The following is a 16,958-nucleotide window of genomic DNA, read 5'->3' as shown; positions in this document are numbered from 1 at the left end:
TCCGACGCCCCTACAGCAGCCCGGCCGCCGCCAGGTACGTCCCGACCCGCTCCACCTCGTCCGGCGACAGCGGCACCTGCGGCTGTGCCGTGACCGGGCAGTCGATCACGCCGCGCAGGTGCAGCGCGGCCTTGAAGGCGCCGATCGCCGAGGAGCCGCGGCCCATCCGGGCCGGATCGCCGACGGACGCCAGGCCGAACAGGGCGCACAGCCGCTCCTGTTCGGCCCGCGCCCCCTTCCCGTCCCCGGCGCGGCACAGGCCGTCCAGGCGGACGTAGCCGTGCGGGTCGACGTTGCCGAGGCCGGGCACCGTGCCGTCCGCGCCGACCGCGAGGGCCGCGTCGACGATCAGCTCGGAGCCGGTCAGCGCGCTGAAGCCGGTGACGCCCTCGTGGTCCCGGACGGCGGTGACGACCTCGCGGAAGGCGGCCAGGTCGCCGCTGGAGTCCTTGAGCCCGGCCAGGACGCCGTCGGCGGCCAGCTCCACGACCACGTCCGCGGGGAGTTTGGTGTGGACGGCGACCGGGATGTCGTAGGCGACGACCGGGACCGGGCTCGCGGCGGCGACCGCGCGGTAGTGGCGGGCGATCTCGGCGGGGTGCGTGCGGGCGTAGAACGGGGCGGTGACGACGACGGCGTCCGCGCCCGCCGCCGTCACCGACGCGACGTGGTCGAGGACCCGGGGGGTGGTCATGTCGATCGCCCCGGCCAGCACCGGGAGCCGCCCGCCCACATGCCCGGTGACCGCCTCCACCACCAGCCTGCGCTGCCGGTCCGTCAGATACGCCGCCTCCGAGGTCGAGCCGAGCACGAACAGGCCGTGCACCCCGCCGCTCACCAGATGGTCGACCAGCCTGAGCAGCGAGGGGACGTCCACCTCGCGGTCCGGTGTCAGGGGCGTGCAGACGGGCGGGATGACACCGGTCAGCGGGGTGAACGTCACGAGGCCTCCATCGGGTCGCTCCGGTGGACGAGGTCGCGGGTCGACTCGTCCTCCTGGACAGGATGGTGGCAGCGGAAGCGGTGTGCGGGGGCCGACGCGGCGGAGAAGGCGGGCATCTCCGCCGCGCAGATCCCGTCCGCCTTCCAGCAGCGGGTGCGGAACGGGCAGCCGCTGGGCGGGCGGGTCGCCGAGGGGACCGGCCCGGTCAGCGGGATCGGCTCGATCGGGTCGAGCAGGCCCGGCGTGGCGGAGAACAGGGCCCGTGTGTACGGGTGCCGGGCCCGGTCGGTGACCAGGCCGGCCGGGGACTCCTCCACGATCCGCCCCAGGTACATGGTGATCACGCGGTCGCTCATCCGCCGGACCGTCTGGATGTCGTGCGAGACGAACACCAGGGCCAGGCCCAGCCGTTCCCTCAGGTCCAGCAGCAGGTTGAGGATCTGGGCCCGCACCGACACGTCCAGGGCGCTGGTCGGCTCGTCCGCCACGACCAGGTCGGGGTCCGGCGCCAGCGCCCGGGCGATCGCGACGCGCTGGCGCTGACCCCCGGACAACTGCCCGGGCAGGGCGTCCGCGAGAGCCCGGGGCAGCCCGACCAGGGACATCAACTCCCGCACGCGCTCCTCGCGTTCGGCCCGCGTGCCGCGGCCGTGCACGTCCAGCGGGTCGCGCAGGATCCGCCGGACGGTCAGACGGCGGTTCAGGGCCGTCGACGGGTCCTGGAAGATCATGCCGACGCTGCCGCCGACGGCCCGTCTGCGCTCGCCGGCCGGCATCGCCCACAGGTCGCGTCCCCGGAAGGACACCGTCCCGCGCGTCGGCCGCTCCACCCCCACCAGCACCTTCGCCAGCGTCGACTTGCCGCAGCCCGACTCGCCCACCACGCCCACGGTCTCGCCCGGCGCGATCGCCAGGTCGGCGCCGGTCAGGGCGTACACGCGGTCACGGGTGAACAGGCCGCCGCTGCGGGCCTTGTGCACGACGTGGGCGTCGCACAGCTCCACGAGGGGCCCTCCCATGGCGGCGTCCGGCTGCCCGGTCATGTCACCGCCTCCGTCTCACCCGCCGGCTCCACGGCCGGGTGGTGGCAGGCGACCGTGTGCGCCGCGGGACCGGTGAGCACGGGGGCCACCGACCCGCACACCGCGCTCGCCCGCGGGCACCGGTCCGCGAACCGGCAGCCCGCCGGGAAGTCCGCCGGGGACGGCACCACACCCCTGATCTGCGTCATCCGCTCCTGCGCCGACTCCAGCGACAGCACACTGCCGAGCAGTCCGCGCGTGTAGTGGTGGGCCGGTGCCTGCACGAGGTCGGCGGTCACCCCCGTCTCCACGATCTGCCCGCCGTACATCACCGCCACCCGGTCCGTGACGTCCGCGACCAGCGCCAGGTCGTGCGAGACCAGGATCAGCGCGAAGCCCAGCTCCTCGCGCAGCCGCAGCAGCAGCTCCATGACCTGCGCCTGCACGGTCACGTCCAGGGCGGTCGTCGGCTCGTCGGCGACGATCAGCCGCGGGTCGCGGGACAGGGCCATGGCGATGAGGACGCGCTGGCGCTGCCCGCCGGACAGTTCGTGCGGATAGCTGCGCAGGGTGCGCCCGGGATCCAGGCCGACCAGCGTCAGCAGCTCGGCGGGCCCGCGCCGGCCGCCCCGCCGGACGACCTGCCGCAGCTGGGCGCGGATCGTCATCGCCGGGTTCAGCGAGGAGAGGGCGTCCTGGTAGACCATCGCCATCTCGTGGCCGAGCAGCCTGCGCCGCACCCGCATCGGCTCGGCCACCAGGTCCCGCTGGCGGAAGCGGACCTGGCCGCGCACCCGCGCCCCCTTCGGCAGCAGGCCCATGATCGCCAGCGCGGTCAGGGACTTGCCGCAGCCCGACTCGCCGACCAGCCCGAGCACCTCACCGGGATGCACGTCGAAGCTGATGCCGTCGACGACGTCCACGCCGCCGTGCCGCCCGGCGAACCCGATGGAGAGGTTCTCCACCGCCAGCACCGGCTGCCCGTCCCGGGGCAGGTGCCGTGCCCGCGCCCGCAGCCGCCGGGCCGCCTCCGCCAGGCCTGGCAGCCGTACGACCTCCCCGCCGCCGGGCTCCGGGGCCGGCGGCCGGTCCTCCCCGGGCACGCGCAGTGCCCGGGCCTGCGGGGCCGCCCACGCGTCGGACAGGCCCTCGGACAGGATGTTCAGCGACAGCACCGTGACCAGCATCAGCAGCCCCGGGAAGACGGTCGCCCACCAGCCGCCGGTCAGCACCATGTTCTTGCCGTCGGCGATGACACTGCCCCAGGACGGGTCGGGCGGCCGCACGCCCGCCCCGATGAAGGACAGCGACGCCTCGAACACGATCGCCTCGGCGACCTGGACCGTGCAGAACACCAGCACCGGCGCGGCACAGTTGACCGCCACGTGCCGGAGCACGATGTGCGGGGTGCGGGCACCGATGACCCGTTCCGCGGTCACGTAGTCCTCGCCGTACTGGTCCAGGACGTTGGCCCGGACCACCCGCGCCACCGGCGGGGTGAACAGGAACGCCAGGGCGCAGATCAGCACCGTGATGCCCCCGCCGAACACCGCCACCAGCACGGCGGCCAGCGCGATGCCCGGGAACGCCATCACCACGTCCAGGCAGCGCATCAGCGTCTCGTCGACCGCCTTGCGGGAGGTCGCCGCGACCGCCCCGAGCAGCGCGCCCGCCACCAGGGCGAGACCGGTCGCCCCGAGCCCGATCGCCAGCGACCAGCGCGCCCCGTGCATCAGCCGGCTGAGGATGTCCCGCCCGAGGCTGTCCTGGCCCATCCAGTGCGCGGCGGACGGGTGCCCGGTGCCGTCGGCCGGCGGCTGCTGGTCGAGCGGGTCGTGCGGGGCGAGGAGCGGTGCCAGCAGCGCCATGAGGACGACGACCGCCAGGAAGCAGACGGCCGCCTTCGACAGCGGCGGCAGCCGGCGTCCGCGCGGCCGGACCCCCGGCCGGGACAGCGCCTCGGCGAGCCCTGCGCGCGTGATCATGTGCTCGCATCCCTCAGTCGCGGGTTGACCAGCAGGTGGAGGACGTCGATGACGAGGTTCACGACGACGAACCCGGCCGCCGTCGTCAGCACGACGCCCTGGACGACGGCCGGATCGCCGTTCTTCACGGCGTCGATCATCAGCTTGCCCATGCCGGGCAGCGAGAAGATCGTCTCGATGACGACCGCGCCGCCCAGCAGATAGCCGACGCGCAGACCGAGCACGGTGAGCGGGTTGATCAGCGCGTTGCGCAGCACGTTGCGCCCGACCACCACCCGGGGCGGCAGCCCGCTGCCGATCGCGGTCCGCACGTAGTCCTTGTCCAGCTCCTCCACCACCGCCGTCCGCACGATCCGGGTCAGCTGCGCCGCCACCGGCAGCGAGAGGGCGAGCGCGGGGAGCGTCATCGTGCGCAGCCAGCCGGTGAGGGAGTCGGCCGGGTTGACGTACCCGCCGGTCGGGAACCAGCCCCGGCCGACCGCCAGGTACTGGATCATCAGCAGCGCCAGCCAGAAGCCGGGCGCGGCGACCCCCGTCAGCGACACCACCCGGATGATCTGGTCGGGCAGCCGGTCCCGGTGGATCGCCGCCGTGACCCCGCCGGCCAGGGACAGCACCACCGCGATGCCCAGCCCCAGGAACGTCAGCTGCAGGGTGAGCGGCAGCGCGGTGGCGACCTGCTCGGCGACCGGCGCCCGGGTCAGCGCGCTGGTGCCCAGGTCGCCGTGGAGCAGGTCGGCGACGAAGCCGGCGTAGCGCACGGGCAGCGGGTCGAGCAGGCCGTGCTCCTCGCGGAAGTCGTGCAGCTGCCGCGGGGTCGGGTTGGCGCCCTGGAAGAACGCGGACGCCGGGTCGACGTCCGAGAAGCGCATCACCAGGAACACGAACAGCACGATGCCGAGCAGCAGCGGGACGAGCAGGGCGACGCGGCGCAGCAGGATGCGCAGGACGGCCGTCATACCGTCAGGCCCACCTGGCCTGCAGCAGGTTGACGCCCGGGTACGGCTGCGCCCTTATGCCGCCGAGCCGCCGCGGGTCCCAGGCCGTCATCAGCTCGTTGTGCACGACCGGGTAGAGCACGGCCTGTTCGGCGACGACGTCGATGTAGTCCTGGACCATCGCCCGCTTCCGCGCCGGGTCGGGCTCCCGGGTGGCCCGCTCCATGTCCTTGGACAACTGCCTGGCGACGGGGTCGGAGGCCCACCGCGTGTACTGCATCCACAGGTTCCCGGGACCGTAGTTGTAGTGCATGATCAGGTCGGCGTCGAGGCCGAACTGGTTGGGGTTCGAGGCGGCGGCGACCACCTGGTAGTCCCGCTTCTGGTCCATCTTCGTGAAGACGGCGGTGGTCTCCTGCGGGGACAGGGTCGTCCGCACGCCGATCGCGTCCCAGGACGCCTTGACGGTGGGCAGGCAGTCGACGATCCAGCTGACGTTCACCGCGAGGAGGTCGACGCTCAGCCCTGTGACCCCGGCCTCCTTCAGCAGCGCCTTCGCCCGGTCGGGGTCGTGGCCGTAGACGGTCCTCGCCCGGCGGTAGGAGGGGTTGGCCTCGTCGAGGAAGGACGTGGACGGCCTGCCGTGGCCCTTCAGGGCGACCTCCACCATCTTCTCGGTGTCGATGGCGTAGTGCAGGGCCTGGCGCACGCGGACGTCGTCGAAGGGCTTGCGCCGCGTGTTGAACATCAGGAACAGGTTGTTCATCCCGGCCCCGCCGGCCACCGTCAGCCCGCTGCTCTCCAGCTGCCCGATGTTGGCGTAGGGGATGTTGTCGGCGATCTGCGCGCCCGCGCTCGACCCGGAGATCTTCGCGACCCGGGGCGCGGCGTCCACGATCGTCAGCCAGTTCATCCTCGCGAAGGCCGGCGGGCGGGGGCCGTTGTAGCCGTCGTACGCCTCGAAGGTCGTGTTCGACTTCGGGTGGTGCGCGGTCTGCCGGTAGGGGCCCGAGCCGATCGCCAGGCCCTTGACGGCGTCGTCCCAGGCGCCCGGCCGGGAGAACACGTGCCGGGGCATGATCTTGGCGAGCGTCAGCCGGGAGAGCCCGTCCGGGAACGGGAACCTCAGCATCAGCTCCACGCTCCGCGCGCCGGTCTTGCGGACCCCCTTCAGCCAGCTCGCGAAGAAGCCCTTGGCGAGGGTCTGGGTGTCCGGGTCGAGGATCCGCTCGAAGACGAACACGACGTCGTCGGCGGTCACCGGCTTGCCGTCGTGGAAGGTCGCGCCCGAGCGCAGCGTGAACCTCCACGACGTGCCGCCCGGGTCCTTCGGCACCTCGGTCGCAAGGGCCGCGTACGGCTCCCGGGAGATCGGGTCCGTGTCCAGCAGGCCCTCGTAGACGTGGTGGTTGGCCGCCATGGAGAACGCGGACGCCGTCTGCGTGGGGTCCCAGCTGCCGTCGTTGCCGTAGCCGATCACCGCGGTGAGCGTCCGCTCCCGGCCGCCGCCCGAGCCGGTGTCGTTGGTGGACTCGGGACCGGACGAACAGCCCGCCAGCGACGCGGGGACGGCGGCCGCCGCGCCCAGCGCGCCGGTGTACTTCAGGAACGACCGGCGGTGCGGCGCCGGCTCGTCAGGGGTCACGTCGCGCACGGGTCCTCCAGCGAGAGGTCTGGGGGGAGGGGACGGACCGAGGAGATCCGACGTCCTACGTCCTGCGGTCAGCGCGACCATAGGAGGGGCGCGGGGGGTGGTCAAGGGATCGCACACGAATGGCGTATCCGTCAGAGGTCCGGCCAATGGTGCTGCGGACAGGCAGACTTGACGGCCCGTCGGGTCCGTGCCCGAGCCGGACTCCGCCGGAGGCGGGAAGCGCCTCCGGCCTCCCGATTCCGCTCCCCGGGGAAGCCCGCGCCAAGCATGATGGGGCGCATGAGCGATCTGTGGAGCGAGCGCGACGCCGGCGTGCTGCGGCTGCCGTCCGGCCGCCTGGTCCGGGGCCGGGGCCTTCGCCGCCCCCTGGACCCCGCCGCGCCTCACCCGGACTACGGCCTCTACCTCCTGGGCCGCCGGCCGCCCGGGGTCCCCTGGGAGTCCGGCTGGATCCGCTGGCCCGACTTCCGCCTCCCGGCGGACCGGGAGGCGGCCCGCGCGCTGCTGACCGAGGCCTGGGAACGGGCCGCCCGCGAGCGGGTGGAGATCGCCTGCGGCGGCGGCCGGGGCCGTACGGGCACGGCCCTGGGCTGCCTGGCGGTGCTGGACGGCGTACCGGCCGGGCAGGCCGTGGCCTACGTCCGCGCGCACTACGACCGGCGCGCGGTGGAGACGCCCTGGCAGCGGCGCTACGTGACCCGGTTCGGCACGGACTGACCCCTCACCCGCCGCGGGACGCCCCGCCCTTCCGCCGCGGGACGCCCCGTCCTTCGGCCGCGGGACGCCCCGTCCTTCGGCCGCGGGACGCCCCGCCCTTCCGCCGCACCGCCGCCTTCGTCACTCGCAGAGGACGTCCGAGCCGGGGCGTTCCCCGGTGGCCAGGAAACGGGAGACGGTCCGGTCCCCGCAGGCGTTGCCGTTGGCGAGGTAGGCCTCGTGGCCGGTGGAGTCGACGGTGACCATGACGGCCCGGTCGCCGAGGGCCCGGCGGAGCTTCAGGGCGCCGCCGAGCGGGGTGGCGACGTCCCGCGCGTTCTGCACCAGCAGGATGTTCGACGGCCCGCGGTCCGTGACCCGCACGGCCGGCTCCTTCTGCCCGTACGGCCAGGCCGCGCACATCATCGGCCCGCGCGGCATGCCCGCGGTCAGCGGGAACCTCGCCCGGCTCACGTCGACGTCCTGCTGGTAGTCGGCCGCGGAGTCCGGCCAGTCGACGTCGTTGCAGATCTGGCCGACCCCGACCGCGGCGACGTTCTGCAGCACCGACCCGGGCGGGCCCGGCGGCACGGGCGGCGCGTGGCCCGCGCGGACGGCCAGGACCGCCCTGGCCAGGACCGGGTGGTCGTCGGGGTCGTACAGGCTCGTCAGCATGGTCTGGCGCAGGGCGTTGCCGTCGAACCACGCCGGTTCGGCGCCCGGCCAGGGGAGCGGCTCGCGGTCCAGCCGGGCGGCGAGCCGCAGGAAGCCGGAGCGCACCTCGGCGGGAGTGCGGGCGAGCCGGTACGGGTTGCCGGGCCGGGACGCCCACCGGGCGAACACGGGGAAGCTGTCCTCCGCCCCGGTCTCGAACGCGGCCAGCCAGTTGCGGGTGACACGGGTGGGGTCGGGGTCGTTGTTGCTGTCCAGGACGATGCGGTCGGTGCGGTGCGGGAACAGCTGGCCGTAGACCGCGCCGACGTACGTGCCGTACGACACGCCCCACGCGGAGATCCTCCGCTCGCCGAGGGCGGCCCGGACGCGGTCGAGGTCACGGGCCTGGTCGGCGGTGCCGAGGTGGCGGAGCAGCTCGTCACCGTTGCGGACACAGGACTCGATCGTGCGCCGGGCGGTGGCCATGTTCCCGGCGACGGAACCGTCCGCGGCCGGCCAGGGCAGGAGCTTGGTCACGCCGAGGTCGGCGGGGTCGATCCGGCAGTCGACGGCCGTGGAGGGCGCCAGGCCGCGCGGCGCGAACCCGACGAGGTCGTAGGCGTCCCGCACGCGCTGCGGCAGTTTCTGCCCCTTGCCGGACGGATCGGCGAGACTGTCGCCCCCCGGCCCGCCCGGGATGAGTAACAGCGCACCGCGGCGCGCGGAGGGCTTCTCGCTCGGTATCCGGGAGACGACGATCCCGATCGTCCGCCCGCCGGGGTCGGCGTGGTCCATGGGGACCTCCACGGTGGCGCACCGCTGCCGGGGGTCGAGGCCGGAGCCCTGGCACGGGGCCCAGGCGAGCGGCTTCCCGGGCTCGGCGGCGGACGCGGTCAGCGGGACGGTGAGCCCGGCGAGGACGGCTGAGGCGGCGAGGAGTGAGGCGCTGCGTCTGATCTGCATGAGACGACTCTGACGGCTCCCCGCCCCGCCCCCCATCCGGGCAACTGCCCTCTTCCACCGGGGGCTTGCCCCCGTGGAGCGGCTGCCGCCGGGGGGACGGCCGGATCGGACGGTTGTCAACGCCCCGCGTACCGCTTATGGGCCATCGAATCTCGGTCGTTTCCTGCCGAACCCCTCCGCGCGGCACCGCAGTTGTACGGGGCGTGACCCTCCCGGCCGCGGGTGCGCAGCGTCACCGTGGGGACGCGAGGAGTGAAACGGCGCAGGGGAGGGGAGCACGGTGGAGGCACGACACTCGGCGCTGTGCGCCGGAGAAAGCGGAGGACGCGGTGAAGCAAGTGCGGGCAGAACTCGCCGGCGCAGGAACGAACGGGCCGTCGTCCGGGGCGACCCGGTGAAGCCCCGGGTCGGCGCGTACGTCGTGGACACCCGCAGTGGGCGCATCGGCATCGTCATGGGGCATGAGGGGCCCTATGTGCAGTTACGGCCGTACGGCGGCGGCAGGGAGTGGGACGCCGAGCCCGCCGCCGTCCGGCACGCCACCCCGGCCGAGCGGCTGCGCGCGGCGACGGCGTACGCCAACGCACGCAGCAGGGGCGAGGTCCCTTGACGCGGTGACCCTGCGAGAATGGGCCCATGAGTCTGTTCCGCGACGACGGCATCGTGCTGCGCACCCAGAAGCTGGGTGAGGCGGACCGGATCATCACGCTGCTCACCCGCGGTCACGGTCGGGTACGGGCGGTGGCCCGGGGCGTGCGCCGGACGAAGTCGAAGTTCGGTGCGCGCCTCGAACCGTTCTCCCACGTCGACGTGCAGTTCTTCGCCAAGGGGAGCGAACTCGTCGGCCGCGGGCTGCCGCTGTGCACGCAGAGCGAGACCATCGCGCCCTACGGCGGCGCGATCGTGAGCGACTACGCGCGGTACACGGCCGGCACGGCGATGCTCGAGACCGCGGAGCGGTTCACCGACCACGAGGGGGAGCCGGCCGTGCAGCAGTACCTGCTGCTCGTCGGCGCCCTGCGCACCCTCGCCCGGGGCGAGCACGCCCCGCACCTCGTGCTCGACGCCTTCCTGCTCAGGTCCCTCGCCGTCAACGGGTACGCCCCGAGCTTCACGGACTGCGCCAAGTGCGGCATGCCCGGACCCAACCGGTTCTTCTCGGTCGCCTCGGGCGGTTCCGTCTGCGTGGACTGCCGGGTGCCCGGCAGCGTCGTACCCTCGCCCCAGGCCCTGGAACTCCTCGGCGCGCTGCTTACGGGAGACTGGGAGACCGCGGACGCCTGCGAGGCGCGTTACGTCCGGGAGGGCAGCGGACTGGTGTCCGCGTATCTGCACTGGCACATGGAGCGCGGGCTGCGCTCCCTGCGCTACGTCGAGAAGTAGAGCAGCGAAGAAGCAAGCGAGCACGAGGAGACGAGACACACATGGCCGTACGCGGGATCCTGGGGCGCCAGCGCCGGGAGTACAGGACGCCGGAGCCGCACCCGTCCGGCGCGCGGCCGCCGAAGCTCCCGGGCGAGCTGGTACCGCGGCATGTGGCGATCGTCATGGACGGCAACGGGCGGTGGGCCAAGGACCGGGGCCTGCCGCGCACCGAGGGGCACAAGGTCGGCGCCGAGCGCGTGCTGGACGTGCTGCAGGGCGCGATCGAGATGGGCGTCGGCGCCATCTCCCTGTACGCCTTCTCCACCGAGAACTGGAAGCGGTCGCCGGACGAGGTGCGCTTCCTGATGAACTTCAACCGGGACTTCATCCGCAAGACCCGGGACCAGCTCGACGAGCTCGGGGTGCGGGTGCGCTGGGTCGGGCGGATGCCGAAGCTGTGGCGCTCGGTCGCCAAGGAGCTGCAGATCGCCCAGGAGCAGACCAAGGGCAACGACCGGCTGACCCTGTACTTCTGCATGAACTACGGCGGCCGGGCCGAGATCGCCGACGCCGCGCAGGCGCTCGCCGAGGACGTGAGGAGCGGCAGGCTCGACCCGTCCAAGGTCAACGAGAAGACCTTCGCGAAGTACCTGTACTACCCGGACATGCCGGACGTCGACCTGTTCCTGCGGCCGAGCGGCGAGCAGCGCACCTCCAACTACCTGATCTGGCAGAGCGCCTACGCCGAGATGGTCTTCCAGGACGTGCTGTGGCCGGACTTCGACCGCCGCGACCTGTGGCGGGCGTGCCTGGAGTTCGCCTCCCGCGACCGCCGCTTCGGCGGGGCCATCCCGAACGAGGAGCTGCTGGCCATGGAGGGCAAGCAGCAGTAGCGGGCAAAGTCGCAGTTCCCCGGCCTCAGGGGCGCGGGGAACTGCGCGACCCGCCATCGCGCACCCGCAGCCGACGAAGCCCCGTGGCGAGCAGAACCACCGCTCAGCCGCGGGCAGCCGCCGCGCAGTCCGCGCACGTGCCGAAGATCTCCACCGTGTGCGCCACGTTGACGTAGCCGTGCTCGGCGGCGATCGCCTCGGCCCACTTCTCCACGGCCGGGCCCTCCACCTCGACGGCCTTGCCGCAGCCCCGGCACACCAGGTGGTGGTGATGGTCGTCGGTGGAGCAGCGGCGGTAGACGGACTCGCCGTCGGCGGTGCGCAGGACGTCGACCTCACCGGCGTCGGCGAGGGACTGCAGGGTGCGGTAGACCGTGGTGAGCCCGACCGAGTCGCCCTTGTGCTTCAGCATGTCGTGCAGTTCCTGCGCGCTGCGGAACTCGTCGACCTCCTGCAGGGCCGCCGCCACGGCGGCACGCTGCCTGGTGGCGCGGCCCTTCACGGACGGTCCAGCGGTCGTCACCGTTGCCTCCTCAGGTCTGCCTTGCCCGGGCCATTGTGCCAGCCCGGGGTGGGGGCGGTCAGACGCCGACTTCGTCGGCGGCCCCCCGGCTGCCCGGAATCGCGCACTCTGCGGGGTCGGCGGCGGCGCGCGAGGCCGACCGGGCACGGGCGCGGCGGCGGGCCAGCGGGGCGGCGAGCGCCGTCAGCACGACGAACGCGCCGATGGTCAGCAGCACGATCGTCGCCCCGGGCGGCACGTCCTGGTAGTACGAGGTGACGGTGCCGCCGATCGTCACGCTCACGCCGATGGCCACGGCGATCACGAACGTCGCGGCGAAGCTGCGCCCGATCTGCTGGGCGGCGGCCACGGGCACCACCATCAGCGCGCTCACCAGCAGCAGCCCGACGACCCGCATCGCCACCGTGACGGTGACGGCCGCGGTGATCGCCGTCAGCAGGTTCAGGGCGCGCACCGGCAGGCCCGTCACCCGGGCGAACTCCTCGTCCTGGCTGACCGCGAACAGCTGCCGGCGCAGGCCCAGGGTGACCAGCACGACGAAGGCGGCCAGCACGCAGATCGCCGTGACGTCCGACTCGGACACCGTCGACAGGGAGCCGAACAGGTACGAGGTGAGGTTGGCGTTGGAGCCGGTCGGCGCGAGGTTGATGAACATCACACCGCCGGCCATGCCGCCGTAGAACAGCATCGCGAGGGCGATGTCGCCGCGGGTCCTGCCGTACCAGCGGATCAGTTCCATGAGGACGGCGCCGAGGATGGAGACGAGGGCCGCCGTCCACACCGGGGACCAGCTCATCAGGAAGCCGAGGCCGACGCCGGTCATCGCCACGTGGCCGATACCGTCGCCCATCAGGGCCTGGCGGCGCTGCACCAGGTAGATCCCCACCGCGGGGGCGGTGATGCCGACCAGGACGGCGGCGAGCAGCGCCCGCTGCATGAAGGCGTAGTCGAGGAAGTCCATCAGCTCAGCAGTCCCGTGCGCATCGGTTCGGCGCCCGCGGGTGCGTGCGGGTGCACGTGGTCGTGGCCGGGCAGGGCGTGCTGCCCGACCGCCTTCGGGGGCGGGCCGTCGTGGACGACGCAGCCGTCGCGCAGGACCACCGCCCGGTCGATCAGGGGCTCCAGGGGGCCCAGTTCGTGCAGCACCAGCAGCACGGTCGTGCCCCGGGAGACCTGCTCGCGCAGCGTGTGCGCGAGCACCTCCTGGCTGGCCAGGTCCACGCCCGCCATCGGCTCGTCCATGATCAGCAGCTCCGGCTCGGAGGCCAGGGCGCGGGCGATCAGCACGCGCTGGTGCTGGCCGCCGGACAGGGCGTCGACCGAGTCCTTGGCCCGGTCCGCCATGCCGACGAGCTCCAGCGCCTTCCGCACGGCCGCGTGGTCCGCCTTGCGCAGCACGCCGAAGCGGGCCCGGGACAGCCGGCCCGAGGAGACCACCTCGGTCACCGTGGCGGGCACGCCCGACGCGGCCGTGGTGCGCTGCGGGACGTAGCCCACGCGGTGCCAGTCGCGGAACCGCCTGCGGTCCGTGCCGAACAGCTCGATCTCACCGGCGCCGGTCTGCACCTGGCCGATGACGCTGCGCACGGCCGTCGACTTGCCCGAGCCGTTCGCGCCGAGCAGCGCGACGACCTCGCCGCGGCGCACGGTGAGGTCGATGCCGCGCAGGACGGGCCGGGATCCCAGGTCCGCGCGGACGCCGCGCAGGGATACGACGGGCTCGCTCATGCCGTCCTCCGATGGGTCGATCACTTGGCTCCCAGGGCCGTCTGCAGGGCCTTGAGGTTGGACTCCATGACCTCGAAGTAGTCGTCACCGCGGGACTTGCCGGTGATGCCCTCGAGCGGGTCGAGGACGTCCGTCTTCAGGTTCGCGTCCCGGGCGAGGGTCTTCGCGGTCTTGTCGGACACCAGTGTCTCGTAGAACACGGTGGTGACGCCGTCGGCCTTGGCCTCCTGCTGGAGCTCCTTGACCCGGGCGGCGCTGGGCTCGCTCTCGGGGTCCATGCCGGAGATGGCCTCCTGGGTGAGGCCGTAGCGCTCGGCGAGGTAGCCGAAGGCGGCGTGGTTGGTGAAGAAGACCTTGCTCTTCGTGTTCTTCAGGCCGCTCTCGAAGTCGCCGTCGAGGGCGTTCAGCTTCTCGACCAGGGCTGCGGTGTTCTTCTCGTAGTCGGCCGCGTGGTCCGGGTCGGCCTTCTCGAAGGCCTTGCCGACGCCCTGGGCGATCTCGGCGTACTTCACCGGGTCGAGCCACACGTGCGGGTCGCGGCCGTGCTCCTCTTCCTCCCCGGCGTGGCCTTCCTCCCCGGCGTGGCCTTCCTCCCCGGCGTGGCCTTCCTCCTCGCCCTCGTGGGCGTGTCCGCCGGTGCCGTGGTCCTCGAGGCGGGTCAGGCCGGCCGCGTCGATCTTCGTCTCGATGCCGGTCTGGGCGACGGCCTCGTCGACGGCGGGCTGCAGGCCCTTGAGGAAGAGCGCGGCGTCGGCCTCCTCCAGCTGCGCCCGCTGCTGGGTGCTGATCTCCAGGTCGTGCGGCTCCTGGCCGGGTGCGGTCAGGCTCGTGACGTTCACGTGGTCGCCGCCGATCTGCTCGGCGAGGAACGCCATCGGGTAGAAGGAGGCGACGACGTCGAACTTGTCCGTGTTGCCCGTCGCCGCGCTGTCGCTGGAGCAGGCGGTCAGGGCGCCGAGGCCGAGAGCGGAGGCCAGGGCGGCGGGTATGAGGCGTCGTCGTACGTTCATGACACTCATTTTCAACTAATATGGAAACCGTTGTCAACAAACGCCCTGAACTGGGGTTCGGCGGGGTCTGGCGGTCGTTGAAGGGGGAGCGATTTGATTGAGGGGGCGCCCCCGCCGGTAACCTGAAGCATTCGCTGGAAGCATCTCGCTTCGTCGCCCGTCGTCGTAATGAAGAGAGCACCGTGGCCGCCGACAAGATCGACACCATCGTCAGCCTGAGCAAGCGCCGTGGCTTCGTATTCCCCTGTAGTGAAATCTACGGCGGCCAGCGCGCCGCTTGGGACTACGGCCCCCTCGGTGTCGAGCTCAAGGAGAACCTCAAGCGCCAGTGGTGGCGCTACATGGTGACGTCGCGCGAGGACGTCGTGGGGATCGACTCGTCCGTGATCCTGGCCCCCGAGGTCTGGGTCGCCTCCGGTCACGTCGCCACCTTCACGGACCCGCTGACCGAGTGCACCTCCTGCCACAAGCGGTTCCGCGCGGACCACCTGGAGGAGGCCTACGAGGCCAAGCACAAGCGCCTCCCGGAGAACGGCCTGGCCGACGTCAACTGCCCCAACTGCGGCAACAAGGGCCAGTTCACCGAGCCCAAGCAGTTCTCGGGCCTGCTGTCCACCCACCTCGGCCCGACGCAGGACTCCGGCTCCATCGCCTACCTGCGCCCCGAGACCGCGCAGGGCATCTTCACCAACTTCTCCCAGGTGCAGACCACCTCGCGCCGCAAGCCGCCGTTCGGCATCGCCCAGATGGGCAAGTCCTTCCGCAACGAGATCACGCCCGGCAACTTCATCTTCCGCACCCGCGAGTTCGAGCAGATGGAGATGGAGTTCTTCGTCAAGCCGGGCGAGGACGAGAAGTGGCAGGAGTACTGGATGGAGCAGCGCTGGAACTGGTACACCGGTCTCGGCCTGCGCGAGGAGAACATGCGGTGGTACGAGCACCCGAAGGAGAAGCTCTCCCACTACTCCAAGCGCACCGCCGACATCGAGTACCGCTTCCAGTTCGGCGGCAGCGAGTGGGGTGAGCTGGAGGGCGTGGCCAACCGCACCGACTACGACCTCGGCGCCCACTCCAAGGCCTCCGGCCAGGACCTCACCTACTTCGACCAGGAGGCCGGCGAGCGCTGGACTCCGTACGTCATCGAGCCGGCGGCCGGTGTCGGCCGCGCGATGCTGGCGTTCCTGCTGGACGCCTACGTCGAGGACGAGGCGCCCAACGCCAAGGGCAAGATGGAGAAGCGCACGGTCCTGCGCCTGGACCACCGCCTCGCCCCGGTGAAGGTCGCGGTGCTGCCGCTGTCCCGCAACCCGGAGCTGTCGCCCAAGGCCAAGGGCCTCGCCCAGGCGCTGCGCCAGCACTGGAACATCGAGTTCGACGACGCCGGCGCCATCGGCCGCCGCTACCGCCGCCAGGACGAGATCGGCACGCCGTTCTGCGTCACCGTCGACTTCGACACGCTCGAGGACAACGCGGTCACCGTGCGCGAGCGCGACTCGATGAAGCAGGAGCGCGTCTCCCTGGACCAGATCGAGGGCTACCTGGCGAGTCGGCTGATCGGCTGCTGAGGTACCTCACCGGTTCGTCGATGCCGGGTCCCCTTCACGGGGCCCGGCATCGGCATGTCGAGAGCCTCCTGGCATGGGCCGGGTGCCGAACAGCACGGGGCCGCTCACCTCCGCGGGGTCAGTCCGGGTCGTAGGTGTAGGCGAGAGTGTTGCTGTCGCCGGCCGGGGTGTGGAGCTGGACGTTGACCGTTCCCGCCGCATGGGCCGGAGTCGTCGCGACGGCCACGCTGTCGGAGAACACCGTGAAGGAGGCCGGGCTTCCCCCGAAGGTCACCGAGTCGGTGTAGGTGAGGTTGGAGCCGTTGATCGTGACGGAGTCGCCGCCGGACGCCGGTCCTCGATCCGGGATGAGCGTGGAGATCACAGGGGCGCCCAGGTAGGTGTAGTACGGGTTCCCGAGTCCCACGGTGCTGGTGCCACCCGGTGTGGTCACGGTGACCACTACCGTGCCCGTGCCGGTCGGAGCGGTCACCGTCAGTTGGCTGTCGGAGATCACCGTCAGGCCGGTCGCGAGGGTGGGGCCGAAACGGACGTGGCTGGCCAGGGTCATGTTGCTGCCGTAGACGGTGACGGTGTTACCGCCGGAGTCCGGGCCGAACTGCGGGCTCACGCTGGAGACGGTCGGGGCGGCGACATAGACGTAGGGCAGCGGGTTGCTGATGCCACCCGGCGTGGTGACGGTCACGTTTACCGCGGACGGTGGTCCTGCGGGGGCGGTGACGGTGATCTGGGTGGGGGTGTTGGTGGTGATGGTGGCGGGGTTGGCGCCGAAGAGGACTTGGGTGGTGCCGGTGAGGTTGGTGCCGTTGATGGTGACGGTGTTGCCGCCGGTGGTGGGTCCGTTGGCGGGGGTGAGGCTGGTGATGGTGGGTGCGGGGGTGGCGGTGTAGGTGTAGGGGAGTGCGTTGCTGGTGCCACTCGGGGTGGTGACGGTCACGTTTACCGCGGACGGTGGTCCTGCGGGGGCGGTGACGGTGATCTGGGTGGGGGTGTTGGTGGTGATGGTGGCGGGGTTGGCG

At 72.3% G+C, this 16,958-nt stretch carries 16 protein-coding genes; 5 read left to right on the top strand and 11 right to left on the bottom strand.

Features of this window, described 5'->3' with window-relative positions:
- Positions 1-10: 10 nt before the first annotated feature.
- From ABZY20_RS17270 to ABZY20_RS17250, 5 genes are read right to left on the bottom strand one after another with little or no spacing between them, the layout of a single operon-like run.
- Positions 11-943, bottom strand: coding sequence for a dihydrodipicolinate synthase family protein (locus ABZY20_RS17270; protein WP_356442370.1), 933 nt, complete (start codon positions 941-943; stop codon positions 11-13).
- A complete protein-coding gene (locus tag ABZY20_RS17265; RefSeq protein WP_356442369.1) occupies positions 940-1,986 on the bottom strand; it encodes an ABC transporter ATP-binding protein in 1,047 nt (348 codons plus the stop codon). The genes ABZY20_RS17270 and ABZY20_RS17265 overlap by 4 nt, the downstream gene beginning before the upstream one ends.
- Positions 1,983-3,950: a dipeptide/oligopeptide/nickel ABC transporter permease/ATP-binding protein gene (locus tag ABZY20_RS17260; protein ID WP_356442368.1), complete on the bottom strand. Its 1,968-nt coding sequence runs from the start codon at positions 3,948-3,950 to the stop codon at positions 1,983-1,985. Before ABZY20_RS17260 ends, ABZY20_RS17265 begins: the two co-directional genes overlap by 4 nt.
- Positions 3,947-4,909, bottom strand: coding sequence for an ABC transporter permease (locus ABZY20_RS17255; protein WP_356442367.1), 963 nt, complete (start codon positions 4,907-4,909; stop codon positions 3,947-3,949). The genes ABZY20_RS17260 and ABZY20_RS17255 overlap by 4 nt, the downstream gene beginning before the upstream one ends.
- A gap of 4 nt (positions 4,910-4,913) precedes the next feature.
- Complete coding sequence (locus ABZY20_RS17250; RefSeq protein WP_356442366.1) at positions 4,914-6,542, bottom strand: ABC transporter substrate-binding protein; 1,629 nt, start codon at positions 6,540-6,542, stop codon at positions 4,914-4,916.
- Positions 6,543-6,821: 279 nt separating this feature from the next.
- On the opposite strand from ABZY20_RS17250, the gene ABZY20_RS17245 reads away from it, so the two are divergent.
- Positions 6,822-7,259 (top strand): protein phosphatase, encoded by a 438-nt coding sequence (locus tag ABZY20_RS17245; RefSeq protein WP_356442365.1) that lies wholly within the window; start codon positions 6,822-6,824, stop codon positions 7,257-7,259.
- 120 nt (positions 7,260-7,379) lie between these two features.
- Here the strand turns inward: ABZY20_RS17245 and ABZY20_RS17240 are convergent, their stop codons facing one another.
- A complete protein-coding gene (locus tag ABZY20_RS17240; RefSeq protein ID WP_356442364.1) occupies positions 7,380-8,855 on the bottom strand; it encodes an alpha/beta hydrolase in 1,476 nt (491 codons plus the stop codon).
- A 394-nt stretch (positions 8,856-9,249) separates the two neighbouring features.
- Between ABZY20_RS17240 and ABZY20_RS17235 the strand changes: the two genes are divergently transcribed.
- Genes ABZY20_RS17235 through ABZY20_RS17225 form a run of 3 tightly spaced genes read left to right on the top strand, consistent with a single transcriptional unit; the run spans position 9,250 to position 11,113 of the window.
- A complete protein-coding gene (locus tag ABZY20_RS17235; protein ID WP_356442363.1) occupies positions 9,250-9,465 on the top strand; it encodes a hypothetical protein in 216 nt (71 codons plus the stop codon).
- A gap of 26 nt (positions 9,466-9,491) precedes the next feature.
- Entirely contained in the window at positions 9,492-10,238 is a 747-nt protein-coding gene (gene recO, locus ABZY20_RS17230) for a DNA repair protein RecO (protein ID WP_356442362.1), read from the top strand.
- Positions 10,239-10,279: 41 nt separating this feature from the next.
- Entirely contained in the window at positions 10,280-11,113 is an 834-nt protein-coding gene (locus tag ABZY20_RS17225; protein WP_356442361.1) for an isoprenyl transferase, read from the top strand.
- Between the two features lie 103 nt (positions 11,114-11,216).
- Here ABZY20_RS17225 and ABZY20_RS17220 read toward each other — a convergent pair whose 3' ends face one another.
- Genes ABZY20_RS17220 through ABZY20_RS17205 form a run of 4 tightly spaced genes read right to left on the bottom strand, consistent with a single transcriptional unit; the run spans position 11,217 to position 14,374 of the window.
- Positions 11,217-11,636 (bottom strand): transcriptional repressor, encoded by a 420-nt coding sequence (locus ABZY20_RS17220; protein WP_356442360.1) that lies wholly within the window; start codon positions 11,634-11,636, stop codon positions 11,217-11,219.
- A 58-nt stretch (positions 11,637-11,694) separates the two neighbouring features.
- On the bottom strand, positions 11,695-12,597 hold the full coding sequence (locus ABZY20_RS17215; RefSeq protein WP_356442359.1) for a metal ABC transporter permease: 903 nt from the start codon (positions 12,595-12,597) through the stop codon (positions 11,695-11,697).
- On the bottom strand, positions 12,597-13,364 hold the full coding sequence (locus tag ABZY20_RS17210) for a metal ABC transporter ATP-binding protein (protein ID WP_356442358.1): 768 nt from the start codon (positions 13,362-13,364) through the stop codon (positions 12,597-12,599). The genes ABZY20_RS17215 and ABZY20_RS17210 overlap by 1 nt, the downstream gene beginning before the upstream one ends.
- 20 nt (positions 13,365-13,384) lie before the next feature.
- Entirely contained in the window at positions 13,385-14,374 is a 990-nt protein-coding gene (locus tag ABZY20_RS17205; protein ID WP_356442357.1) for a metal ABC transporter substrate-binding protein, read from the bottom strand.
- 182 nt (positions 14,375-14,556) lie between these two features.
- Between ABZY20_RS17205 and ABZY20_RS17200 the strand changes: the two genes are divergently transcribed.
- Entirely contained in the window at positions 14,557-15,939 is a 1,383-nt protein-coding gene (locus tag ABZY20_RS17200) for a glycine--tRNA ligase (protein ID WP_356442356.1), read from the top strand.
- Between the two features lie 118 nt (positions 15,940-16,057).
- Here ABZY20_RS17200 and ABZY20_RS17195 read toward each other — a convergent pair.
- On the bottom strand, positions 16,058-16,958 hold a 901-nt coding region (locus ABZY20_RS17195), incomplete at its 5' end, for an IPT/TIG domain-containing protein (protein ID WP_356442355.1).

Origin of the sequence: Streptomyces sp. NPDC006624 (genome assembly GCF_040611555.1) — a bacterium.
GTDB lineage: Bacteria > Actinomycetota > Actinomycetes > Streptomycetales > Streptomycetaceae > Streptomyces.
This window is presented reverse-complemented; position numbering and strand designations above follow the sequence as displayed.